The following is a 22943-nucleotide window of genomic DNA, read 5'->3' on the forward strand; positions in this document are numbered from 1 at the left end:
GTGCGGGGGCTGTGACATCCCATGGGGGGACGACAACTTGAGACAGTCCATGCGCCGCCGTGCCGCGGCGCTCGCGACCGCGGCGGCGCTCGCCGCGGTGGGCACCCTGGCCGCCGCTCCCGGCGCCGCCGCCGACGACGCGGGGCCCTGGCCGGGCACCGAGGGCCGGATCCTCACCGACGGCCCGGTGCTCGTCGATACCGCCACCGGCAAGCAGACCGCGGTGCCCAACACCGCCGGCTGGTATGCCGCCTGGGCCCCGGACGGCAGCCGGCTGGTCACCTCCTGGAGCCAGATCAGCAGCATCCGCCCCAGCGGCGGCGCGAAGTTCGACCTGCCCTGGGCGGAGGGAATGCGCTCCAGCGCCCAGTACCAGGACCTCACCTTCTGGTGGGGCGGCCGTTACGTCGTCTTCTCGACCGGCGGCCAGCTCGCCTACGGCCCCTCCGACGCCTCCTGGGCGCCCCGCCCGCTGCTGTCGTCGGCCCTGGAGCCGTCCACCGTCTGCGACACCGACCCGACGGTGAGCCCGTCCGGCACGGTCGCCTTCGAACGCCGTATCAACTACGGCTGCTACGACAACGCCGGCGTGTACGTGTACGACCCGTCCGCCAAGACGGTCAAGCGGGTCCTCACCGACGCCGGGCAGCCCGCCTACTCGCCCGACGGCAGCAGGCTGGCCTTCGTCCGCGCCGACGCCGACGGCAAGCAGCAGATCTTCACGGCCAAGGCCGACGGAACCGGCGTCGAGCAGCTCACCACCGGCCCGGGCTACGCCGCCAACCCGTCCTGGTCGCCCACCGGCAAGCGCATCGTCTTCGACGCGCACACCACGGGCGACAGCACCGACGTACAGACCACCGAGTACGCCGACGTGGCCACCGGTGAGCGCACGGCCGTCCCGGGCACCCCGCAGGGCAGCAACCCCAGCTGGCAGCCGCTGCGCAAGAACAACACCGCCCGGATCTGGGGCTCCGGCAGCACCCCGACCGTCGTCGCGGCCTCCCGCTGGACCTGGAACAAGGTCGGCACCAGCGTGCCGGGCCTGATGGACGCCAAGGCGGCCGTGCTGACCAACCAGGACAGCACCGCGTACTCGCTGACCGCGCCCGCGCTGGCCGGCAAGAAGCAGGGGCCGGTCCTCGCGACCCCGAAGGGCGGGCTGTCGGCGGCGGTGAAGGCCGAGCTGAAGCGGGTGCTGAAGCGGGGCGCCAACGTCTACCTCCTCGGCAACACGTCCGTCCTGAGCTCCGCGGTCACCTCTCAGGTGAAGTCCCTCGGCTTCACGCCCAAGCGGCTGACCGGCGCGGACCGCTTCACGACCTCGGTCGCCGTCGCCAAGACGATCACCACCAGTCCGAAGTACGTCTTCCTGGCCTCCGGCACCGACGCCTACGCGTCCCTCCCCGCCGCCGCCGCGGCCGGCGCCGACGGCACGAGCAGCGCGGGCGGTCTGGTCCTGACCAACGGCAAGACGCTGACGTCGTCGGTGAAGTCGTACCTCAACGGTCTGAACCCCAACAAGACCATGGTCATCCCGGTGGGTTCGGACGCCCGGTACGCGCTGACCCACACGAACTTCTCGCGGTGGCCCTCCTCGTACTCGTACTACCCGATCTCGGGGAAGACCCGGGCGGCCCTCTCGGTGGCCGTCGCCAAGTTCTGGTGGAGCACGCCGGGCAACGTCGCCCTCGCCTACTCCAGTTCCTGGCGCGACGGACTGTCCGCGGCCGGGGCGATGAACGTCTTCGGGCCGCTGCTGTGGACCTCCCGCGCCAGCCTCTCGTCCGAGCTGACGAGCTATCTGCTGCGCGAGTCCGCGAGCACCAACTCCGTGATCGCCTTCGGCGGCACCGGCAACCTCTCGGCGGGCACCCTCTCCTCGGCGGGCGCCTCGGTCGCGGCGAACGGCGCACAGGTCGTCTACACGCCGTTCCGCAACGGCGACGAGCCGGCCGGCGCCCGCATGAGCGCCCTGCGCACCGGCGAGGAGGTCCGGAGCGCCACCGCGGCGCGGACCGGGCCGGTGGGCGCCGACCCGCACCTGGAGTCGCTCAGGACGGTCCAGCACCAGTAGGCGGCCCGGCGGGGGCGCCGATCAGCATGGTCGGCGCCCCCGCGACCCGGGTCAGGAACACGGTCGCCGAGTGCGGCCCCTGCGGCTTCGGCAGCGCCTTGCGCCGCAGCTCCTCCGGCTCGACGGCCGACCCCCGCTTCTTCACGGTCAGGATCCCGACCTCGCGTTCCCGCAGCAGGGCCTTCAACTTCTTGACGTTGAAGGGGAGTCGATCGGTGATCTCGTACGCCGTGGCGTACGGCGTCGGCCGCAGGGTGTCGGCCGTGATGTACGCGATGGTGGCGTCCAGCAGTCCGCCGCCCACCTCCTCGGCCACCTCGGCGACCAGATGGGCGCGGATGACGGCGCCGTCGGGCTCGTACAAGTACCGCCCGACGGGCCGGACCTCGGGGTCGGGAAGACCCCGGCCGAGCAGGGTCCGCGGTCCCGGCAGCAGGGTCGCCCGGACCGCCTCCGGCGCGGTGCCGAACCACAGCACCGCCTCCTTCACGTCCCCGCCGTCGGAGATCCACTCCGCCTCGGCCTCCGCGGGCACCGCCTCGTGCGGAATGCCGGGCGCCACCTTCAGCGCGGCGTGCGGGGCCTTCAGGGCCGCCTGCACGGCCCAGGACAGCGGCGGCGAGTACGCCTCCGGATCGAAGATGCGGCCCCGGCCGCCCCGCCGCGCGGGATCCACGAACACGGCGTCGTACGCGGCCGTGTCGACCTCCGTGACATCCGCCTCCCGCACCTCGATCAGGCCGGCGAGTCCCAGCGCGTCCGCGTTCGCCCGCGCGGCCGCCGCCGTCAGCGGGTCCCGGTCCACCGCGAGGACCCGGATGCCGGCCCGGGCCAGCGCGATCGCGTCACCGCCGATCCCGCAGCACAGGTCGGCGACCGACCGCACCCCGAGCGCGGCGAAGCGCTCGGCGCGATAGGCCGCCACGCTCGCCCGCGTGGCCTGCTCGACCCCGTTCGGGGTGAAGAACATCCGCCCCGCGTCCTCGGCCCCGAACTTCACGGCCGCCCGCTGCCGCAGCCGGGCCTGGCCGAGCGCGGCGGAGACCAGTTCGGCGGGGTGCTCACGGCGCAGCCGGGTGGCGACGGCGAGTTCGTCGGCCGGGGCGGTGCCGCGCACTTCGTCGAGGAGGGCACGGCCCTCGGGGGTGAGGAGGGGGGCGAGGTCGTTCACCGGGTCATTGTGGGCCAGTCGGTGGACGGTCCGCCTCCGGCGGCGGTGTCGGCCCGGCCGCGAGGCCGTGACCTGCGAAGATCCGGCCCCATGGGAACAGTAGGACAAAACTATAAAAATGGTGTGTTGAGGGTGTCGGTCCGCAGCGGCCTCGTCCTCCTGGCAGTGGCCGCCCTGGTCTCCGGCTGCGCCCGCCCGGACGGCACCGACGTCCGCGGGCGGCGCCCCCTCGGAGCACCCCCGGCGCCCGGCGCCGACGTCCAGGCCGACAAGGTCCGCATCCAGGCCGCCCGGCTCCGTGCCGAACAGGCCCGGATCGCCACCGCCAGACGCTGGGGCCTCAAGCAGGTCCCGCTCACGGCCCCGCCGGCGCCCGCGGAGAAACCCCGCATCACCACCCGCCGCGGTTTCGAGGTCGACGGTCACGAGGAGAAGGGGCTGCCGCCGGTCTTCACCACGATCCCGACCCGGCAGAAGATCGTCTTCCTCACCATCGACGACGGCGCCGAGAAGGACCCCGCGTTCCTGCGGATGATGAGCGACCTGAACATCCCGTACACCGCCTTCCTCAGCGACTACCTGGTCAAGGAGGACTACGGGTACTTCGCGAGGATGCGGGACCGGGGAGTGACCCTCAACAACCACACCCTCCACCACCCCTACCTGCCCGGACTGTCGTACGCCCGTCAGAAGCGCGAGATCTGCGGGATGCAGGACGTCATCGAGAAGCGCTACGGCACACGGCCCGCGCTCTTCCGCCCGCCCTACGGCAACTACAACGAGAACACCCTGCGCGCGGCCAGGTCCTGCGGCATCAAGTACGCGCCGATCTGGAACGAGGAGGTCTTCGTCGACCACTGGGAGTACCGCGAGTGGGACCGGGAGATCCACCCCGGCGACATCGTGCTCAGCCACTTCCGCGGCCGGAGCGACTGGAAGGGCACGATGCCCGACATGGTCCGCCGCTTCCTGGACAAGGTCACGGCCGAGGGATACGCCGTCGCCCGCCTCGAGGACTACCTGTGAGACCGCGGACCCTGGTCGCCGCGGGGCTGGCCGTCGTACTCCTGTCCGGCTGCGCCCAGTCCGTCGACCCCATCGAACGGCTGGGCAAGAAGGCGGCGCAGCGAGTGGGGTCGTACGGCCCCGCGGGCGCGGACGGACGGCCGTACCGCCACTGGGGCCTCACGGCTCCGCTGCCGGCACCCCCGCGGGTGCCGGCGCGCGTCACGGCCGGCCGGGGCGGTCCGCCGCCGGTCGTCAGGCGGGTCGAGACGTCCGACAGGGTCGTCTTCCTCACCTACGACGACGGCGCCGAGAAGGACCCGCGCTTCGTCGACCTGGTCCGCGAACTGCGGCTGCCCGTCAGCATGTTCCTCACGGACAGCGTCGTCGGCCCCGGGTACGGCCACTTCGCCCGCCTCCAGTCGGTCGGCGCGAGCATCCAGAACCACACCCTCGACCACCCCGCCCTGCGCGGCCTGCCGTACAGCGGCCAGCGCGCGGAGATCTGCGGCCAGCAGGAGAAGGTGCGCTCCCGCTTCGGCATCCGGCCCCGGCTCTTCCGGCCCCCGTACGGCACGTACGACGGCACGACCCTGCGGGCGGCGGCCGACTGCGGGCTGGCGGCGGTGGTGCTGTGGAGCGTGGCGGTGGAGGGCGATGCCGTGGAGCGGCCGCTGAGGGCCGGGGACATCGTGTCGGTGGCGTCGGGGGAGGAGACGGGGACCGGGGCGGGCCTGACGGACCGGACGGTGGCGGTGCTGCGGGAGATCGCCCGCCGGGGGCTGACGGTGGGGCGCCTGGAGGACTATCTGTAGGAGGCCGCGAAGGCCCCGTCGGCACCCCCCGCCGGAGACGCGATTGGCACTCCGCTTGACCGAGTGCTAATCGCGGTCATAGTCTCAGGTCTGGCACTCCCCCCTGGAGAGTGCCAACACAGCGACGGGCAGGTCCGGCACCCGCGACGACGGATCCACCTGGTCGCCACCTCAGACAGTTAACCCCGTGAGATCTCCGAAGGGGGAGGTCGGATCGTGACGACCACCAGCTCCAAGGTTGCCATCAAGCCGCTCGAGGACCGCATTGTGGTCCAGCCGCTCGACGCCGAGCAGACCACCGCCTCTGGCCTGGTCATCCCGGACACCGCCAAGGAGAAGCCCCAGGAGGGCGTCGTCCTGGCCGTGGGCCCGGGCCGCTTCGAGAACGGCGAGCGTCTGCCGCTCGACGTCCAGACCGGCGACATCGTGCTGTACAGCAAGTACGGCGGCACCGAGGTGAAGTACAACGGCGAGGAGTACCTCGTCCTCTCGGCCCGCGACGTGCTCGCGATCATCGAGAAGTAATTCACCTCAAGCACATTCTGCTTGTGAGCTGCGCCCCGGGCCCCCGCCACCTTATGAAGCCGGGCGTCTGGGGCGCAGTTCGTTTCACCCACGTTTTTCGAGAGGGCTGAACCGCTCCCATGGCGAAGATCCTGAAGTTCGACGAGGACGCCCGTCGCGCCCTCGAGCGCGGCGTCAACAAGCTTGCCGACACGGTCAAGGTGACGATCGGCCCCAAGGGCCGCAACGTCGTCATCGACAAGAAGTTCGGCGCTCCCACCATCACCAACGACGGTGTCACCATCGCCCGCGAGGTCGAGGTCGAGGACCCGTACGAGAACCTCGGTGCCCAGCTGGTCAAGGAGGTGGCGACCAAGACCAACGACATCGCGGGTGACGGTACGACCACCGCGACCGTGCTCGCCCAGGCGCTCGTGCGCGAGGGCCTCAAGAACGTCGCCGCCGGCGCCTCCCCGGCCGCCCTGAAGAAGGGCATCGACGCCGCCGTCGCCGCGGTCTCCGAGGAGCTCCTCGCGACCGCCCGCCCGATCGACGAGAAGTCCGACATCGCCGCCGTCGCCGGTCTGTCCGCCCAGGACAGCCAGGTCGGCGAGCTCATCGCCGAGGCGATGGACAAGGTCGGCAAGGACGGTGTCATCACCGTCGAGGAGTCCAACACCTTCGGTCTGGAGCTGGACTTCACCGAGGGCATGGCCTTCGACAAGGGCTACCTGTCGCCCTACATGGTCTCCGACCAGGAGCGCATGGAGGCCGTCCTCGACGACCCGTACATCCTGATCAACCAGGGCAAGATCTCCTCGATCCAGGATCTGCTGCCGCTGCTCGAGAAGGTCATCCAGGCGGGTGCCTCCAAGCCGCTGCTGATCATCGCCGAGGACGTCGAGGGCGAGGCCCTGTCGACCCTGGTCGTCAACAAGATCCGCGGCACCTTCAACGCGGTCGCCGTCAAGGCCCCGGGCTTCGGCGACCGTCGCAAGGCGATGCTGCAGGACATGGCGACGCTGACCGGCGCCGAGGTCATCTCCGAGGAGGTCGGCCTCAAGCTCGACCAGGTCGGCCTGGACGTGCTGGGCTCCGCCCGCCGTGTCACGGTCACCAAGGACGACACCACGATCGTCGACGGCGCCGGCGACTCCGCCGCCGTCCAGGGCCGTGTCGCCCAGATCAAGGCCGAGATCGAGAACACCGACTCCGACTGGGACCGCGAGAAGCTCCAGGAGCGCCTCGCGAAGCTGGCCGGCGGCGTGTGCGTGATCAAGGTCGGCGCCGCCACCGAGGTGGAGCTGAAGGAGAAGAAGCACCGTCTGGAGGACGCCATCTCCGCGACCCGCGCCGCGGTCGAGGAGGGCATCGTCTCCGGTGGTGGCTCCGCTCTGGTCCACGCCGCCAAGGTGCTCGAGGGCGGCCTGGGCAAGACCGGCGACGAGGCCACCGGTGTCGCCGTCGTCCGCAAGGCCGTCGTCGAGCCGCTGCGCTGGATCGCCGAGAACGCCGGCCTGGAGGGTTACGTCATCACCTCCAAGGTCGCCGAGCTCGACAAGGGCCAGGGCTTCAACGCCGCCACCGGCGAGTACGGCGACCTGGTCAAGGCCGGCGTCATCGACCCGGTCAAGGTCACCCGCTCCGCCCTGGAGAACGCCGCCTCCATCGCCTCCCTCCTCCTGACGACCGAGACCCTGGTCGTCGAGAAGAAGGAAGAGGAGGAGCCGGCCGCCGGTGGTCACGGCCACGGCCACTCCCACTGAGCCCAGCGCTCACAGGTCGCAAGGAGGCCCCCGTTCCCTCTGAGGGAACGGGGGCTTTCCCCTTCGCGGGTCTTCGTGGGTCACCGTGGGTCTTCTCGGGTCTTCGCGGTTCCGAGGGGCCCTACTTCCCGAGTACCCCCAGTTGTTCCATCAGCCCCGCACGGTCGTACTGCCACCAGCCCTCGCAGATCCGCCCGTCCCGGAACCGGTGCCAGGTGGTGCCGGTCATGGTGACGTTCTGTCCGCTCGCCGGGATGCCCACGAACTCGCCGGTGTGCTTGCCGGCCCAGGTCCAGCGGGTGCACACCCGGTCGCCCTGGGCGATCTGGTCGTCCACCCGGAAGGTGAAGTCGAAGGCCTGCCGCCACCCCTCGTACTCCTCGCGCGCCGCCGCGAGCCCCAGATCCGCGGGGTTGGCCGGATCGTGGTCGAGGTAGTCGTCGGCGAACCGCTCGAACAGCTCCGCCGTCCCGGCCCGCCCGGCGTGCTCGAAGAACTCCCGCGCGACACCCGGGTTCAGCTGCTCGTCCCGCACCACGTCCAGATCCGTGAAGGTCGGCATCTCGTCACAGAGCGCGACCATCCCCTGGAAGATGCGTTCCGTCTCCGGAAGCCCCGAATTCCGCATCGCCTCCTCGTACGACGGGAACTCCACGATCTCGACGAAGTGCGACGCGTCGGACCGGTCCTTGCCGACCACCGCGTGCGTCGCCGTCCGCTTGCCCTTGGTCTGCTCGACCCATGTGTCCATCAGCCGATCCATCTCGTCGAAACGGCTGGTCCTGCAGTCGATGAGCTGTACGAAGGTCATGCCACCATCGCCTCCGGCCCCCCTGGGTCCGGCATTACGGCACCATTGTCCGCCCGTCGGCAGCATGGCGGCATGCGCTGGCCGCAACGGTCACTGCGGACCGTACTTGCGCCCCGTCCTCGACGTGATCCCGCCCAGCAGCCCCCGCGGCGCCACCTTCACCAACCCCATCAGGGCCTTGTACCGCGGGTCCGGGATCGACAGGGTCTTGCCGTGGGACAGGTCGGTGAGGGCCGCGGCGACCAGCTTGTCCGCGTCGAGCCACATCCAGCCGGGGATGTTGTCCGTGCCCATCCCGGCGCGCTGGTGGAACTCGGTCCGCACGAACCCCGGGCACAGGGCCATCAGCCGGACCCCGCTCCCCGCCAGATCCCGCGCCGCGCCCTGAGTGAACTGCACGACCCACGCCTTCGAGGCGCCGTACGTCCCGCGCGGCACGAACGCGGCCACCGACGCGACGTTCACGACACCTCCGCGCCCCCGCTCCCGCATCGCCTCCGTCGCCGCCGACGTCAGCCGCAGCACCGCCTCGCAGTGCACCTTGAGCATCTTCAGCTCGTCCGCCATGGAGACGTCGAGATAGCGGCCCTTGTTGCCGAACCCGGCGTTGTTGACGAGGAGGTCGACAGGGGACCTGCGGTCGGAGAGGCGGGCGGCGACCGCCTCGATGCCGGGGTCCGTGGCAAGGTCGGCGGTGAGGACCTCGGCCTCGATGCCGTGGCGGTCGTGGAGCTCGGTCGCCTGTTCCTGGAGCCGCTTGGTGTCGCGGGCCACCAGCACCAGGTTGTGCCCGTCAGCCGCCAGCCGTCGTGCGAACGCGGCACCGATGCCCGCGGTCGATCCCGTAATCAATGCCGTTGTCATGGCGCAAGGTTAATGACCGGGACCGACAGCGTCCGCTTGCCGGGGACCCGTCAGGCGCCGTGCTTCTCCACATACTCCAGCGCCCACTGCCGCACCTCCGGATGCAGCGCCTCGCCCGCCGCCAACAGCCTTGGCTGCAGCGGCCGTTCGGTGGTCATCGCCCGGAACGCCAGGGCGACCGTCACCTCGTGGTCCGGCCGGTGCACGATCTCGACCGGGTCCCCGGCACGGATCTCACCGGGCTGGATCACCCGCAGGTACGCGCCCGGCGCGCCCTTCTGCGTGAACCGCTTCACCCAGCGCTGCTCGCCCATGTGGCCCTGGAAGGTGCCGCACGGGATCCGCGCGCTGGTGACCTCCAGCACCACGTCCGGCCCGATGCGCCAGCGTTCGCCGATCCGCGCGCCGGAGACGTCGATGCCCTCGGTCGTGATGTTCTCGCCGAAGGCACCGTTGGCCAGTGTGCGGCCCAGCTCGTCCTGCCACTCGTCCAGGTCCTCGCGCGCCATCGCGTACACCGCCTGGTCGTCGCCGCCGTGGTGCTGCTTCTTGCACACCGCGTCCCCGGCGAGCGCGCTCCCGCCGATGCCCTTGGGACCGGGCGCGGCCACCCGCACCGGTCCGCCGGCCGGCCGCTTGTCGATACCGGTGACGCCCTCCGGATTGTCCGTGTACGGAACGGCCTTCGCGCGGCCCAGATTCACCGACAGAAGCTTCATGGCGGCACGGTAGGACACCAGCACTCAAAGGTGCCACGCATTATTGGGCGCCATGTCAAAGCGCGTCTTATCCTCGAAGGGTGATCGAGGCCCGTCATCTCCGTGTTCTGCGCGCCGTCGCCGCCACCGGCTCCTTCTCCGCCGCGGGGCGCGAACTGGGCTGCACCCAGCCCGCCGTCAGCCAGCAGATGAAGGCCCTGGAGACGTCCGTGGGCACGCCGCTGCTCATCCGCAGCGGACGCGAGATGCGGCTGACCCAGGCGGGCCAGGCCCTGGTGCGGCACGCCGCCGGGATCCTGGCCGGGCTCACGGCGGCGGAGGAGGAGGTCGCCGCCATCGCGGGCCTGCGGGCCGGGCGCGTCCGGCTGGTCTCCTTCCCCAGCGGCAGCTCCACCCTCGTCCCCACCGCCCTCGCCGCCCTGCGCGCCGCCCACCCCGGTACCCGGGTCTCCCTGGAGGAGGCCGAACCCCCGCAGTCCGTCGGGCTGCTGAGGGAGGGCGACTGCGACCTCGCGCTCGCCTTCCGGTACGAGGGGGCCGCGGGCGGCGACGAGTGGGACGACCTCGTCGTACGGCCCCTGCTGACCGACCGGCTCGTCGCCCTCGTGCCGGAGCGGCACCGGCTCGCGCGCGCGGAGTCGGTGGCCATCGGGGAGCTCGCCGAGGAGTCGTGGATCGCCGGATGCCCGCGCTGCCGAGGCCAGTTGGTGGAGGTGTGCGAGAGCGCCGGCTTCACCCCGCGCATCGACTTCGCGACCGACGACTACCCGGCGGTCGTCGGCCTGGTGGGCGCCGGCCTCGGCGTCGCCGTCCTGCCCCAGCTCGCCGTCGAGTCCGTACGGCCACGGGGCGCGCGCACGGTGACGCTGGAACCGGCGGTCCGGCGGGAGATCGTCGCGCTCACGCTGCCCGACCTGGCCCAGGTGCCCGCGGTGGCGGCGACGCTCGAGCAGCTCGCGATCGCGGCGGGACGAAAGTAAGGGGCGGGACGAAAGCAAGGAAGGGCACGCGCGCGCGTGCCCTTCCAGGAGAAACGTTCCTTCAGTTGTTCGATGCGCCGCTCCCGACGGATGACGCGGACACCAGCCGGTGTCGCGCCCGCCCCATGAGCTCCTCGCGCTCGTCCTCGGTCAGCCCGCCCCACACGCCGTACGGCTCTCTCACCGCGAGCGCGTGCGCCGCGCACTGCGCGCGCACCGGGCATCTCATGCAGACCTCCTTGGCCGAGTTCTCGCGAGCACTCCGGGCCGCACCGCGCTCGCCCTCCGGATGGAAGAAGAGCGAGCTGTCCACCCCGCGACAGGCGGCCAGGAGCTGCCAGTCCCAAAGGTCCGCGTTCGGTCCGGGAAGGCGGGAGAAATCTGCCATTGCGTGACCCCTTGTAGCGGTTCTGGGCGGATACGGTGTCCACGACCGTACAACTACGATCTAAGGAGATGAAAATATGACTCATTGCGAATCTAGCCTCAGACACCAGGAAATGGGAAGAAAAGGGTCTGAATGGGGCATGGGTTGTGATGAAACGTTGTGGGTCCGTCGCGCATGTCTGCACCGTGTCCGAGCCCTCACGTAGAGTGCCGAAGACAGTGCACAGCCCCGTAACTCTTTCGGGTGACCGTCGTTGAGAGTGCGGAGGCGGTTGAAACAACAAGTGCTCGGGCAGGCGTCCGAGACGGTCGACCGCACAGGTGACGATTTCGTACCAGCCTGGAGGCTCAAGGTGACGTGCATCAGCTGCGGAGGGCGGCCATGACATCCGTCCTCGTCTGCGACGACTCCCCGCTTGCCCGAGAGGCGCTGCGCCGCGCGGTCGCGACCGTGCCCGGCGTCGAGCGCGTGACGACCGCGGCCAACGGCGAGGAAGTCCTCCGCCGCTGGGGTGCGGACCGTTCGGACCTGATTCTGATGGACGTACGCATGCCCGGTCTGGGCGGCGTCGAGACCGTGCGGCGGCTGCTGTCCGCGGACCCCGGTGCGCGCATCATCATGCTCACCGTCGCGGAGGACCTGGACGGGGTCGCTCTCGCGGTGGCCGCCGGGGCGCGCGGCTACCTCCACAAGGACGCCTCGCGCGCGGAGTTGCGGGCCACGGTGACGCAGGCGCTCGCCGACCCGACCTGGCGACTCGCCCCGCGGCGGCTGCGGTCCGCCGAGATGGGGGCGGCGCCCACGCTCACCGCGCGTGAGATCCAGGTGCTCGAAGGCATGAGCCACGGCCGGTCCAACGCGGAGATCGGGCGGGAGCTCTTCCTCTCCGAGGACACCGTCAAGACGCACGCGCGGCGGCTGTTCAAGAAGCTCGGTGCCTCGGACCGGGCGCACGCGGTGGCGCTCGGGTTCCGGTGGGGTCTGGTTCGCTAGGAACCCGGTCGGATCGGTCGTCGTATTGGTGCGGGCCCGTTGTGGCTGGTCGCGCGGTTCTCCGCGCCCCTGAAGGGGCGCGGTCGAGCGGCCTCTTCGATGCCCCGCTGCTTGTTTCGTGGCGGATGCCGCATCCTTGGAGATGTGGAGTCTCTCGGGGACGAGTCGGTCGAGCGGAAGGGGAGGGCGCAGGGTATGAGTTCCGGCGCACCTGCTCATAACGCTTCGGTGCACAACAACCAGCGCGATGCCACGGATCCAACGACGCCAGTGCACCATGGACCGATGCGTGACGACGAGGCGGCTCATCCCCATGGGGCGATCGGTGCGCTCGTCCACAGTGCCGTGGAAGGGGACGAGCAGGCCACGCACGACCTGCTCGCCCATGTCCACCCGCTGGCCCTGCGCTACTGCCGCACCCGGTTGTCCCGTCTGCCGGGCGACGCCCGGCACTTCGTGGAGGACCTCGCGCAGGAGGTCTGCGTAGCCGTCCTTCTCGCCCTGCCGCGCTACCGCGACACCGGGCGCCCCTTCGAGGCGTTCGTCTTCGCCATCGCCGCGCACAAGGTCGCCGACCTGCAGCGCGCGGCCATGCGCCACCCCGGATCGACGGCGGTCCCCTCCGACGAGATGCCGGAGCGGCCCGACGACTCGCTCGGCCCCGAGGAGCGCGCGCTGCTCAGCAGTGACGCCGAATGGGCCAAGAAACTCCTGGCCAACCTCCCGGAGAACCAGCGCGAGCTGCTGCTGCTGCGCATCGCCGTGGGGTTGACGGCGGAGGAGACGGGTCAGATGTTGGGAATGTCACCCGGTGCGGTCCGTGTGGCGCAGCACCGGGCGCTGAGCAGGCTGCGAGCGCTGGCCGAGCAGTAGGGATGGCGCGGTGGCGCGCGCTCCTGAACGGGCGGCGCGCCGTTTCCGTACGAACATACGAAGCCCGGAGCGGGTCCGGACCGTGGAATCGGTGGAATTTGCCACCCTTGCTTCCCGTTAGCATGGACATCCGCACCGATCAAGGCCATTTGGGGAAGGTGTCATGACTGCAAACGTCGACGGAGTGCCCGCTAAATTCGCGACGCTCGGGCTGACCTACGACGACGTGCTGCTGCTGCCGGGAGCGTCCGAGGTGCTCCCCAACGCGGTCGACACCTCGTCCCGCATCTCCCGCAACGTCCGGGTGAACATCCCGCTGCTCTCGGCCGCCATGGACAAGGTGACCGAGTCCCGCATGGCGATCGCGATGGCCCGCCTCGGCGGCGTCGGCGTGCTGCACCGCAACCTGTCCGTCGAGGACCAGGTCAACCAGGTCGACCTCGTCAAGCGGTCCGAGTCCGGCATGGTCACCGACCCGATCACCGTGCACCCCGAGGCGACCCTCGCCGAGGCCGACGCGTTGTGCGCCAAGTTCCGCATCAGCGGCGTCCCGGTCACCGACCCGGCCGGCAAGCTCCTCGGCATCGTCACCAACCGCGACATGGCCTTCGAGTCGGACCGCAGCCGCCAGGTGCGCGAGGTCATGACGCCCATGCCGCTGGTCACCGGCAAGGTCGGCATCTCCGGCGTCGAGGCCATGGACCTGCTGCGCAAGCACAAGATCGAGAAGCTTCCGCTGGTCGACGACGCGGGTGTCCTCAAGGGCCTGATCACGGTCAAGGACTTCGTCAAGGCGGAGAAGTACCCGAGCGCCGCCAAGGACGCCGAGGGCCGTCTGCTCGTCGGTGCGGCCGTCGGCGCCAGCCCCGAGGCGCTGGAGCGCGCCCAGGCCCTCGCCGCGGCCGGTGTGGACTTCCTGGTCGTCGACACCTCGCACGGCCACAACAGCAACGCCCTCAGCTGGATGGCGAAGATCAAGTCGAGCGTCGACGTCGACGTGATCGGCGGCAATGTCGCCACCCGCGACGGCGCCCAGGCGCTCATCGACGCCGGTGTCGACGGCATCAAGGTCGGCGTCGGACCGGGCTCCATCTGTACGACCCGTGTCGTCGCCGGTATCGGCGTCCCGCAGGTCACCGCCATCTACGAGGCCTCCCTCGCCGCCCGTCCGGCCGGCATCCCGCTGATCGGCGACGGCGGCCTGCAGTACTCCGGCGACATCGGCAAGGCGCTCGCCGCCGGCGCCGACACCGTGATGCTCGGCAGCCTCCTGGCCGGCTGCGAGGAGTCGCCCGGCGAGCTGCAGTTCATCAACGGCAAGCAGTTCAAGTCATACCGCGGCATGGGTTCGCTGGGTGCCATGCAGTCGCGCGGCCAGGCGAAGTCGTACTCGAAGGACCGCTACTTCCAGGCCGAGGTCGGCTCCGACGACAAGCTCGTGCCCGAGGGCATCGAGGGCCAGGTGCCCTACCGCGGCCCTCTCTCCAGCGTCCTGCACCAGCTCGTCGGCGGGCTGCGCCAGACCATGGGCTACGTGGGCGCGGCCACCATCGACGAGATGGAGTCCAAGGGCCGCTTCGTGCGGATCACCTCGGCGGGTCTGAAGGAGTCGCACCCGCACGACATCCAGATGACGGTCGAGGCGCCGAACTACAGCCGTAAGTAGGCAACTGTCCGACGGGGCGGCTCCGGGAGCATCCGGGGCCGCCCTTGTCGTGCCCGTCGGCGATACTGGAAGACGCTGAACGCATCAGGGAAAGGCCACACATCGTGACTGAGATCGAGATCGGGCGCGGCAAGCGCGGCCGCCGGGCGTACGCCTTCGACGACATCGCCGTCGTCCCCAGCCGTCGTACGCGCGACCCGAAGGAGGTCTCGATCGCCTGGCAGATCGACGCCTACCGCTTCGAGCTGCCCTTCCTGGCCGCCCCCATGGACTCGGTCGTCTCCCCGGCCACCGCGATCCGCATCGGCGAGCTCGGCGGCCTCGGCGTGCTGAACCTCGAAGGCCTGTGGACGCGGCACGAGGACCCGCAGCCGCTGCTCGACGAGATCATCGGCCTGGACTCGGAGACGGCGACCCGGCGCCTCCAGGAGATCTACTCCGCCCCCATCAAGGAGGAGCTGATCGGCGCGCGCATCAAGGAGGTGCGCGACTCGGGCGTGGTCACCGCGGCCGCGCTCTCCCCGCAGCGCACGGCGCAGTTCTCCAAGGCCGTCGTGGACGCGGGCGTGGACATCTTCGTCATCCGCGGTACGACGGTCTCGGCGGAGCACGTGTCGGGTTCGCACGAGCCCCTGAACCTGAAGCAGTTCATCTACGAGCTCGACGTCCCGGTGATCGTCGGCGGCTGCGCGACCTACACGGCGGCCCTGCACCTGATGCGCACCGGCGCGGCCGGCGTCCTGGTCGGCTTCGGCGGCGGCGCGGCGCACACCACGCGCAACGTGCTGGGCATCCAGGTCCCGATGGCGACGGCGGTCGCGGACGTGGCCGCGGCCCGCCGCGACTACATGGACGAGTCCGGCGGCCGGTACGTCCACGTCATCGCCGACGGCGGTGTCGGCTGGTCCGGCGACCTCCCCAAGGCGATCGCCTGCGGCGCGGACGCCGTGATGATGGGCTCCCCGCTCGCCCGTGCCACGGACGGGCCGGGTCGCGGCCACCACTGGGGCATGGAGGCGGTGAACGAGGAGCTGCCGCGCGGCAAGAAGGTCGACCTCGGCACGGTCGGCACCATCGAGGAGGTCCTCACCGGCCCGTCGCACATCCCGGACGGCTCGATGAACTTCTTCGGCGCCCTGAAGCGGGCGATGGCCACGACCGGGTACAGCGAGCTGAAGGAGTTCCAGCGGGTCGAGGTCACGGTGGCCGACGCGCAGCACAAGCGGTAGGACTCACGGCGGCTGGAGGGCCGGTCGTCCCGGGTGGGGCGGCCGGCCCTCCGCATGCCCTGAGGGCTCTGCGCCCCCCTTCACAACCGGTGCGCCGCCCCCGTGGGCGTGGCTCCCCGGGTGTCCAGCAACAGCTGCGCCTTCACCGACAGGCCCTGGAGGTCGTACGTCCGGTGCTGCTGGAGCAGGATCGTCAGGTCCGCGTCGGCCGCCGCCTCGTAGAGGGAGTCCGCGCGCGGTACCGGGCGGTCCAGGACGCTCCAGGACGGGACGTGGGGGTCGTGGTAGCTGACCGAGGCGCCGAGCTCCATCAGACGTACGGCGACCTCCTGGGCGGGGGTGGCCTGCTGGTCGGCGAGGTCGGGCTTGTAGGTGACGCCGAGCAGGAGGACGCGGGCGGCGCGGGCCGACTTGCCGTGCTCGTTGAGCAGGGCCGCGGCGCGCTGGACGACGTATCGGGGCATCTGGTCGTTGACCTGCCGAGCGAGTTCGACCATGCGCAGGGCGCGGCCGCCGCCCGGGCTGCCGCCGGTCAGGTCGCGGGGGACCGCGTGGCCGCCGACGCCCGGTCCGGGGCGGAAGGCGTGGAAGCCGAACGGCTTGGTCTCCGCGCAGCGGATGACGTCCCACAGGTCGACGCCGAGGTCGTGGCAGAGGACGGCCATCTCGTTGACGAGGGCGATGTTGACGTGCCGGAAGTTGGTCTCCAGGAGCTGGACCGTCTCCGCCTCGCGCGGGCCACGCGCGCGTACCACCTTGTCGGTGAGGCGCGAGTAGAAGGCGGCCGCCGACTCCGTGCAGGCGGGCGTGAGGCCGCCGATCACCTTGGGGGTGTTGGCCGGCGTGAAGTCGCGGTTGCCGGGGTCGACGCGGGTGGGGGAGTGGGCGAGGTGGAAGTCACGGCCTGCGCGCAGCCCGGAGCCCTTCTCCAGGAGCGGGCGCAGGAACTCCTCGGTGGTGCCCGGGGGCACGGGGGACTCCAGGATGACGGTGGTGTGCGGGCGCAGGTGGGTGGCCAGTGTGCGCGCGGCCGCCTCCACCTGGCTCAGGTCCAGGCGGCCGTCCGGGCCCGGTGGGGTCGGCGCGCAGATGACCGCCGTACGGACGCGGCCGAGTTCGGCCGGACCTGCGGCCGTGCGGAAGCCTCCCGAGAGCATCCGGCGCAGTTCTGCGGGGCTGAGGGAGCCGGCCTCGGGGCCGGTGCGGTAGCCGACGGTCGAGATGCCGGCGGCGACAGCGGCCTGGGCCAGGGGCAGTCCGTAGGGGCCGAGTCCGATCACGGCGAGATCTGCGGGCATGGCGTGGGCCGTCCTTCCCAGTAACCGAAGCGGGACAGGTGCGCAAGCCCTGTGGACTGGACGAGCGAGCGCAATGTCAGACTAGGAGTAAATATGACCGAAATACGGGATTGGTTCCGTGTGTCTTCCTGTGGGGTTGTGAGCTTTGGCCTACGCAGCGGTGAAAGTTATCCACAGGCTGAGGGCGACTGGTGGCTGAAGTCGGGCAAGCCGGTCAGAATTTGGGGCATGGGACATACGGACCGGGCCACTCCTCAAGGGAGATCCGGCCCCGGACGGTGACCGGTGCGATCTACAGCTGGAGGCAGCAGTGGTGAGGACAGCGACACTGGGGCCGGCGCAGCGCGCCGAGTCACTCGCAGCAATGGCCGAGCGCGAACTGGACATCCTGGTGGTGGGAGCCGGCGTCGTCGGTGCGGGTACCGCGCTCGACGCGGTGACCCGGGGCCTGTCCGTGGGCCTCGTCGAGGCGCGTGACTGGGCTTCGGGCACCTCCAGCCGCTCCAGCAAGCTGATCCACGGCGGCCTGCGCTATCTGGAGATGCTCGACTTCGCCCTCGTGCGCGAGGCGTTGAAGGAGCGCGGACTGCTCCTGGAGCGGCTCGCCCCGCATCTCGTGAAGCCCGTGGCCTTCCTGTACCCCTTGCAGCACAAGGGCTGGGAGCGGTGGTACGCCGGTTCGGGCGTCGCGCTCTACGACGCCATGTCGATGGCCAGGGGGCACGGCCGGGGTCTGCCCAGGCACCGGCACCTGAGCCACCGTCACGCCCTGCGTGTCGCGCCCGCCTTGCGGAAGGACGCCCTGGTCGGCGCGTTGCAGTACTACGACGCCCAGATGGACGACGCCCGCTTCGTGGCCACCCTCGTGCGCACCGCGACCGCCTACGGTGCGAAGACCGCCAACCGCGCGCGGGTGACCGGGTTCCTGCGCGAGGGCGAGCGGGTGGTCGGGGCCCGGGTGCAGGACGTCGAGGCGGGCGGGGAGTACGAGATCCGCGCCAAGCAGGTGGTCAACGCGACCGGGGTGTGGACCGACGACACCCAGGCGATGGTCGGCGAGCGGGGGCAGTTCCACGTCCGCGCCTCCAAGGGCATCCACCTCGTGGTGCCCAAGGACCGCATCCACTCCTCGACCGGGCTGATCCTGCGCACCGAGAAGTCCGTGCTGTTCGTCATCCCCTGGGGCCGGCACTGGATCATCGGCACCACCGACACCGACTGGGACCTCGACAAGGCCCACCCGGCCGCCTCCAGCGCGGACATCGACTACCTGCTGGAGCACGTGAACTCCGTGCTCGCGGTGCCGCTGACCAGGGACGACGTCCAGGGCGTGTACGCGGGCCTGCGGCCCCTGCTCGCCGGTGAGTCGGACGCCACCAGCAAGCTCTCGCGCGAGCACACCGTGGCGCACCCGGTGCCGGGGCTCGTCGTCGTGGCGGGCGGCAAGTACACGACCTACCGGGTGATGGCCAAGGACGCCGTCGACGAGGCGGTGCACGGGCTCGACACCCGGGTCGCCGAGTGCGTCACGGAGGACGTACCGCTGCTGGGCGCCGAGGGCTACCGGGCGCTGTGGAACGCGCGAGCGCGGATCGCGGCGCGGACCGGGCTCCATGTCGCCCGGGTCGAGCATCTGCTGAATCGGTACGGCAGCCTCGCCGAGGAGGTCCTCGACCTCATCGCCTCCGACGCCACGTTGGGCGAGCCGCTGCAGGCCGCCGACGACTACCTGCGCGCCGAGATCGTCTACGCCGCCTCGCACGAGGGTGCGCGCCATCTGGACGACGTGCTGACCCGGCGTACCCGTATCTCCATCGAGACCTTCGACCGGGGTGTGCGCTCCGCCCGTGAGGCCGCCGAGCTGATGGCGCCGGTGCTCGGCTGGGACAAGGACCAGATCGAGCGCGAGGTCGAGCACTACGAGAAGCGGGTCGAGGCGGAGCGCGAGTCGCAGCGGCAGCCGGACGACCTGACGGCGGACGCGGCGCGGTTGGGGGCGCCGGACATCGCGCCGCTGTAGTGCTGGTGCTGGTGCTGTGGCGCGCCGGAAGCGGGGTCTGCCGACATCACTCGAACGAGTGTCGTGAGCCGGGATCTTCGTTCGGAACCAGCTCGTTCTACGAGGTGCGGGGGCAGAACTCGGCGGCGAGCAGGGCCGGTTCGAGGTCGGGGTCTGCCACCGACGTCGTGTTCACACGGAAGGTGAGGACGCGACGGCCGCCGACCGTGGCCGCGGTGCGCACATAGCTGCCGGCGATGCGGCCGTTGTGCCCCCACACCGTCGTGCCGCACGGCAGCTTCACCGGGAACAACCCCATGCCGTACAGGCCGTGTGCGGTGCGGGTGTCCGTCATCTCGTGCAGCCAGTGCGGGGGCAGCAACCGGCCGCCGAGCAGTGCCGCGTAGAAGCGGTCCAGGTCGGCGAGGGTGCTCACCACCTCGCCCGCGGCCCCGGCCACCCGCGGGTCGAGCTCGGTGATCTCGGATCCCCCGGTGGTGTAGGCCCGGCCGTGCGGGGCGGGCAGCAGGGTGCGCGAACCAGGAAAGGAGGTGCCCGTCAGACGCAGTGGGGCGATGATCCGACGCTCGGCCTCGGAGGCGTAGGAGTCGCCGGTGACCTGCTGGATCACCATGCCGAGCAGGACGTAGTTGGTGTTCGAGTACGAGTAGCGGCCGGGGGCGGCCGGAGGGTGGGTGAGCGCGATGCGGACGGCTTGATCGGGAGTCAGGGGGACCAGTCCCCGGGTGTCCCTGGTGAAGTCGCTCAGCCCGCTGGTGTGGGTGAGCAGGGCCCTGAGGGTCAGCGTGCGGCCGTCGTTGCCCGCTCCGCGCACCAGGCCGGGCAGGTGCTGCTCCACCGTGTCGGACAGCTTCAGGCGGTGTTCCGCGGCCAGTTGGAGGACGACCGTGGCGACGAACGTCTTGGTGATGCTGCCCGCCCGGAAGTGGTCGGCGCGGGCGATTCCCGGACCCGCCTCGGCGTAACGGCTCCCGCTCTGCTCCCTGGCCAGGAGCGCCGCTGCGGGAGCGCCGCCCCGCGCCACCAGCAGCGGCAGCAGGGCGTCCGTGGGTGCGGTCGACGGGGCGGAGGCGGCTGCCGGGGCCAGGGCGAGCAGCGCCAGGGAGACCGGGACGGCCAGTAGTGCCCGAAGCGGCGGCATCGCGGATCCTCCCTTGTCGGAGGCCATCATCCAGGGTCGCGGAGCGGGACGTTCACCCGGTCCGCCGGGTGCGGGTGCCGTGCCGGCGGAGGGCGGGCGTCCAGGGGTGCGAGGGGCTCGCGGGGGCCGTGCGAGGAAGGGGGATTGGGGCGTTCGGGATGTCCGGGGGTGCGTGAGCTGTGAGCGGGTGGGAACTGTGCGTCGAGCAAGGCCGCGGGCCGACGGGACCTGTGTGCCGACATCGCCGGGCCCCGCCGAGGGCGAGGCGGAGCCAGGGGCACCCTGGGCGTCGGGCACTTGTCGGGTGAGGGACAATGGAGGCTCTGTCAGGGCGGGTTCATGAGGGGACGCATGTCGGACGCGGAGCGGGCGGGAGCATCCCGGCAGGACGAGAGCGAGCGTCTCCTCGCCGGCCGGTACCGGCTGGGAGGAGTGCTCGGCCGCGGTGGCATGGGCACGGTGTGGCGCGCCGAGGACGAGACCCTGGGCAGGACGGTGGCCGTCAAGGAACTGCGGTTCCCGTCCAGCATCGACGACGACGAGAAGCGCCGGCTGATCACGCGCACGCTGCGTGAGGCCAAGGCGATCGCGCGGATCCGCAACACCAGCGCGGTGACCGTGTACGACGTGGTCGACGAGGACGACCGGCCGTGGATCGTGATGGAGCTCGTCGAGGGCAAGTCGCTCGCCGAGGTCATCCGGGAGGACGGGCTGCTGGAGCCCAAGCGGGCGGCGGAGGTGGGCCTCGCGATTCTCGACGTGCTCAGGTCCGCCCACCGCGAGGGCATCCTGCACCGGGACGTGAAGCCCTCCAACGTGCTGATCTCCGAGGACGGCCGGGTCGTGCTCACCGACTTCGGCATCGCCCAGGTCGAGGGCGATCCGTCCATCACCTCCACCGGCATGCTCGTCGGAGCCCCCTCCTACATCTCCCCGGAGCGGGCCCGCGGGCACAAGCCGGGACCCGCGGCCGACCTGTGGTCGCTCGGCGGGCTGCTGTACGCGGCGGTCGAGGGCGCCCCGCCGTACGACAAGGGATCCGCGATCGCCACGCTCACGGCGGTGATGACCGAGCCGCTGGAGGAGCCGAAGAACGCGGGACCGCTCAAGGACGTCATCTACGGCCTGCTCACCAAGGACCCCGCCCAGCGGCTCGACGACAGCCGTGCGCGGGCCATGCTCACCGCGGTGATCCACGCGCCCGCGCCGAAGGAGCCCGAGCCGGAGCCGCCGGCGGACGCGACCCGGGTGGTGCCGTTGCCGGCGCAGCCGGAGGAGCGTGCGGGCGGGGAGCGGCTGCGCGGAGCGCTGCGTTCTGTGCGGAAGGCGGCCGGGGCGGCGGCGACGTCCGCGGCTGCGTCCCGCACCAAGTCCGGGAGCGGTAAGGGGGGTTCGGACGGCAAGGCGTCCGGTGGGGCCGGCTCGGGTGGGGCGCCCTCGGGTGGCGGGAAGGTGCCCGCTCAGGCTTCCGGGGCTGCCGCGGCCGCTTCGACCGCTTCGGCCTCCCCGTCGGGTTCGGCCTCGCCGGCGTCTTCTGTCTCTCCGGCCTCTTCGGCCTCTCCGCCGTCTTCGGCGTCCTCCACGTCCCAGGGGAAGGGCGCGGCGAGTGGGTCGTCGGCCTCGGGGGCGGTTCCGGCCTCGGACTCCACGTCGGGTTCCGCGTCCGGCTCGACGTCGGCCTCCGCGTCGACGTCGGCCTCGGCTTCGAGTGGGGCGGCCGGGGTCCGGGACGGCAAGACGCAGCAGGCCAATGCGGTCTCGGACGGGCGGAGTTCGGGATGGCCCGTGATGACGCCGCCGCCGGACCTGGCGCCGAGGCCGGTGCCCAGGGCGCCGCTGACCGACGTGGTGCCGCGGCGGACGCTGGTGATCATCGCGGTGGTCGTGGCGACGGTGGTCATCGGCATCGTCCTGGCTCTCACGCTCGGCGGGGACGACGGCACCGACGGGGCGAAGGGCGGCGGCACCAAGGCGACGGCGAGCACGGGCGCAAGTGCCGACACCAAGGAGGACGAGAGCGGGGGCACCCGGACCGACGGATCCACCGGCGGGTCCCCCTCGTCGGAGGCGGGCGCGGGAGCCGCGAACACGCCGAGCACCGAGGAGAGCGGCCGGAGTTCGGAAGGGTCCTCCGGTTCGGGGGGCTCCGCCGGTGACGGTGCCGTGGCCTCGACGCACCGGGGGAGCCAGGGGTACTCGATCGGGCTGCCCGAGGGGTGGAAGTTCCGGACCAGCGATTCCGCGGGCGACCGGTTCACCGGGCCCGACGGGCAGCGACTCCTGGTCGCCTGGACCAGCACGCCCAAGGGTGACCCGGTGGCGGACTGGGAGAACCAGGAAAACGGCATGACCCGCTCGCAATACACCAAGATCCGAATAGAGAAGGTGAGCTACCGCGGCTGGAACACGGCCGACTGGGAGTTCACCTATGTGGAGAGCGGCACGAAGTACCGGACGATCGACCGTGGATTCGTCGTCAACGGCCATCTCGGATATGCGCTGATGTACACCGCGAAAGCCGCGAACTGGGGCACTGAGCTGCGCAAGGACACATGGCAGACGCTCGCTCGTACCTTCGAACCGAAGTCGTGACGCGTCGTGCGGTGAAGGGTTCTGCGATTGC

19 protein-coding genes are annotated in these 22943 nt (G+C 71.1%); 12 read left to right on the plus strand and 7 right to left on the minus strand.

Annotation, left to right across the window (positions count from 1 at the left end; translation table 11 throughout):
- Positions 1-37 precede the first annotated feature (37 nt).
- Positions 38-2077 (plus strand): cell wall-binding repeat-containing protein, encoded by a 2040-nt coding sequence (locus IOD14_RS04605; protein WP_249125829.1) that lies wholly within the window; start codon positions 38-40, stop codon positions 2075-2077.
- Here IOD14_RS04605 and IOD14_RS04610 read toward each other — a convergent pair.
- A complete protein-coding gene (locus IOD14_RS04610) occupies positions 2055-3248 on the minus strand; it encodes a methyltransferase domain-containing protein (RefSeq protein ID WP_249125830.1) in 1194 nt (397 codons plus the stop codon). The genes IOD14_RS04605 and IOD14_RS04610 overlap by 23 nt on opposite strands.
- Positions 3249-3338: 90 nt before the next feature.
- On the opposite strand from IOD14_RS04610, the gene IOD14_RS04615 reads away from it, so the two are divergent.
- The 4 genes from IOD14_RS04615 to groL all read left to right on the plus strand — a co-directional run bounded on the left by IOD14_RS04615 (position 3339) and on the right by groL (position 7338).
- A complete protein-coding gene (locus tag IOD14_RS04615; RefSeq protein WP_212669707.1) occupies positions 3339-4274 on the plus strand; it encodes a polysaccharide deacetylase family protein in 936 nt (311 codons plus the stop codon).
- Complete coding sequence (locus IOD14_RS04620) at positions 4271-5068, plus strand: polysaccharide deacetylase family protein (protein ID WP_212669708.1); 798 nt, start codon at positions 4271-4273, stop codon at positions 5066-5068. The genes IOD14_RS04615 and IOD14_RS04620 overlap by 4 nt, the downstream gene beginning before the upstream one ends.
- Before the next feature lie 216 nt (positions 5069-5284).
- Entirely contained in the window at positions 5285-5593 is a 309-nt protein-coding gene (gene groES, locus IOD14_RS04625; protein ID WP_028807844.1) for a co-chaperone GroES, read from the plus strand.
- Between the two features lie 119 nt (positions 5594-5712).
- Complete coding sequence (gene groL / locus IOD14_RS04630; protein WP_123991141.1) at positions 5713-7338, plus strand: chaperonin GroEL; 1626 nt, start codon at positions 5713-5715, stop codon at positions 7336-7338.
- Between the two features lie 121 nt (positions 7339-7459).
- Here groL and IOD14_RS04635 read toward each other — a convergent pair whose 3' ends face one another.
- The 3 genes from IOD14_RS04635 to IOD14_RS04645 form a co-directional block, all read right to left on the minus strand.
- The gene (locus IOD14_RS04635; RefSeq protein WP_123991142.1) at positions 7460-8149 is read right to left on the minus strand and encodes an ester cyclase; all 690 of its coding nucleotides are present in this window, start codon (positions 8147-8149) and stop codon (positions 7460-7462) included.
- Positions 8150-8239: 90 nt separating this feature from the next.
- Positions 8240-9013 carry an SDR family oxidoreductase gene (locus IOD14_RS04640; RefSeq protein ID WP_123991143.1) on the minus strand — a complete coding sequence of 258 codons (774 nt, stop codon included), beginning with the start codon at positions 9011-9013 and terminating at the stop codon, positions 8240-8242.
- A 50-nt stretch (positions 9014-9063) separates the two neighbouring features.
- Positions 9064-9732 (minus strand): MOSC domain-containing protein, encoded by a 669-nt coding sequence (locus tag IOD14_RS04645; RefSeq protein WP_212669709.1) that lies wholly within the window; start codon positions 9730-9732, stop codon positions 9064-9066.
- 80 nt (positions 9733-9812) lie between these two features.
- Between IOD14_RS04645 and IOD14_RS04650 the strand changes: the two genes are divergently transcribed.
- Positions 9813-10712, plus strand: coding sequence for a LysR family transcriptional regulator (locus IOD14_RS04650; RefSeq protein ID WP_123991145.1), 900 nt, complete (start codon positions 9813-9815; stop codon positions 10710-10712).
- Between the two features lie 61 nt (positions 10713-10773).
- Here IOD14_RS04650 and IOD14_RS04655 read toward each other — a convergent pair whose 3' ends face one another.
- Positions 10774-11100, minus strand: a complete 327-nt coding sequence (locus tag IOD14_RS04655; protein WP_007384136.1) for a WhiB family transcriptional regulator — start codon at positions 11098-11100, stop codon at positions 10774-10776.
- Between the two features lie 381 nt (positions 11101-11481).
- Here IOD14_RS04655 and IOD14_RS04660 point away from each other — a divergent pair, with 381 nt between their 5' ends.
- From IOD14_RS04660 to IOD14_RS04675, 4 genes are all read left to right on the plus strand, one after another.
- Entirely contained in the window at positions 11482-12093 is a 612-nt protein-coding gene (locus IOD14_RS04660; protein ID WP_003948568.1) for a response regulator transcription factor, read from the plus strand.
- Between the two features lie 285 nt (positions 12094-12378).
- Positions 12379-12966, plus strand: a complete 588-nt coding sequence (locus IOD14_RS04665) for a sigma-70 family RNA polymerase sigma factor (RefSeq protein ID WP_007384137.1) — start codon at positions 12379-12381, stop codon at positions 12964-12966.
- Between the two features lie 163 nt (positions 12967-13129).
- On the plus strand, positions 13130-14632 hold the full coding sequence (guaB, locus tag IOD14_RS04670; RefSeq protein WP_123991146.1) for an IMP dehydrogenase: 1503 nt from the start codon (positions 13130-13132) through the stop codon (positions 14630-14632).
- 104 nt (positions 14633-14736) lie between these two features.
- Entirely contained in the window at positions 14737-15861 is a 1125-nt protein-coding gene (locus IOD14_RS04675) for a GuaB3 family IMP dehydrogenase-related protein (RefSeq protein WP_123991147.1), read from the plus strand.
- Positions 15862-15941: 80 nt separating this feature from the next.
- On the opposite strand, the gene IOD14_RS04680 is transcribed toward IOD14_RS04675, so the two are convergent.
- Positions 15942-17159 carry a nucleotide sugar dehydrogenase gene (locus tag IOD14_RS04680; protein ID WP_123991148.1) on the minus strand — a complete coding sequence of 406 codons (1218 nt, stop codon included), beginning with the start codon at positions 17157-17159 and terminating at the stop codon, positions 15942-15944.
- Positions 17160-17472: 313 nt separating this feature from the next.
- Between IOD14_RS04680 and IOD14_RS04685 the strand changes: the two genes are divergently transcribed.
- Positions 17473-19179 carry a glycerol-3-phosphate dehydrogenase/oxidase gene (locus IOD14_RS04685; RefSeq protein ID WP_123991149.1) on the plus strand — a complete coding sequence of 569 codons (1707 nt, stop codon included), beginning with the start codon at positions 17473-17475 and terminating at the stop codon, positions 19177-19179.
- Between the two features lie 97 nt (positions 19180-19276).
- Here IOD14_RS04685 and IOD14_RS04690 read toward each other — a convergent pair whose 3' ends face one another.
- On the minus strand, positions 19277-20320 hold the full coding sequence (locus IOD14_RS04690; protein ID WP_212669710.1) for a serine hydrolase domain-containing protein: 1044 nt from the start codon (positions 20318-20320) through the stop codon (positions 19277-19279).
- 351 nt (positions 20321-20671) lie between these two features.
- Between IOD14_RS04690 and IOD14_RS04695 the strand changes: the two genes are divergently transcribed.
- Positions 20672-22912 carry a serine/threonine-protein kinase gene (locus tag IOD14_RS04695; protein WP_212669711.1) on the plus strand — a complete coding sequence of 747 codons (2241 nt, stop codon included), beginning with the start codon at positions 20672-20674 and terminating at the stop codon, positions 22910-22912.
- Positions 22913-22943 lie beyond the last annotated feature (31 nt).

The sequence above is a fragment of the Streptomyces sp. A2-16 genome (genome assembly GCF_018128905.1).
In the GTDB taxonomy this organism is placed as follows: domain Bacteria; phylum Actinomycetota; class Actinomycetes; order Streptomycetales; family Streptomycetaceae; genus Streptomyces.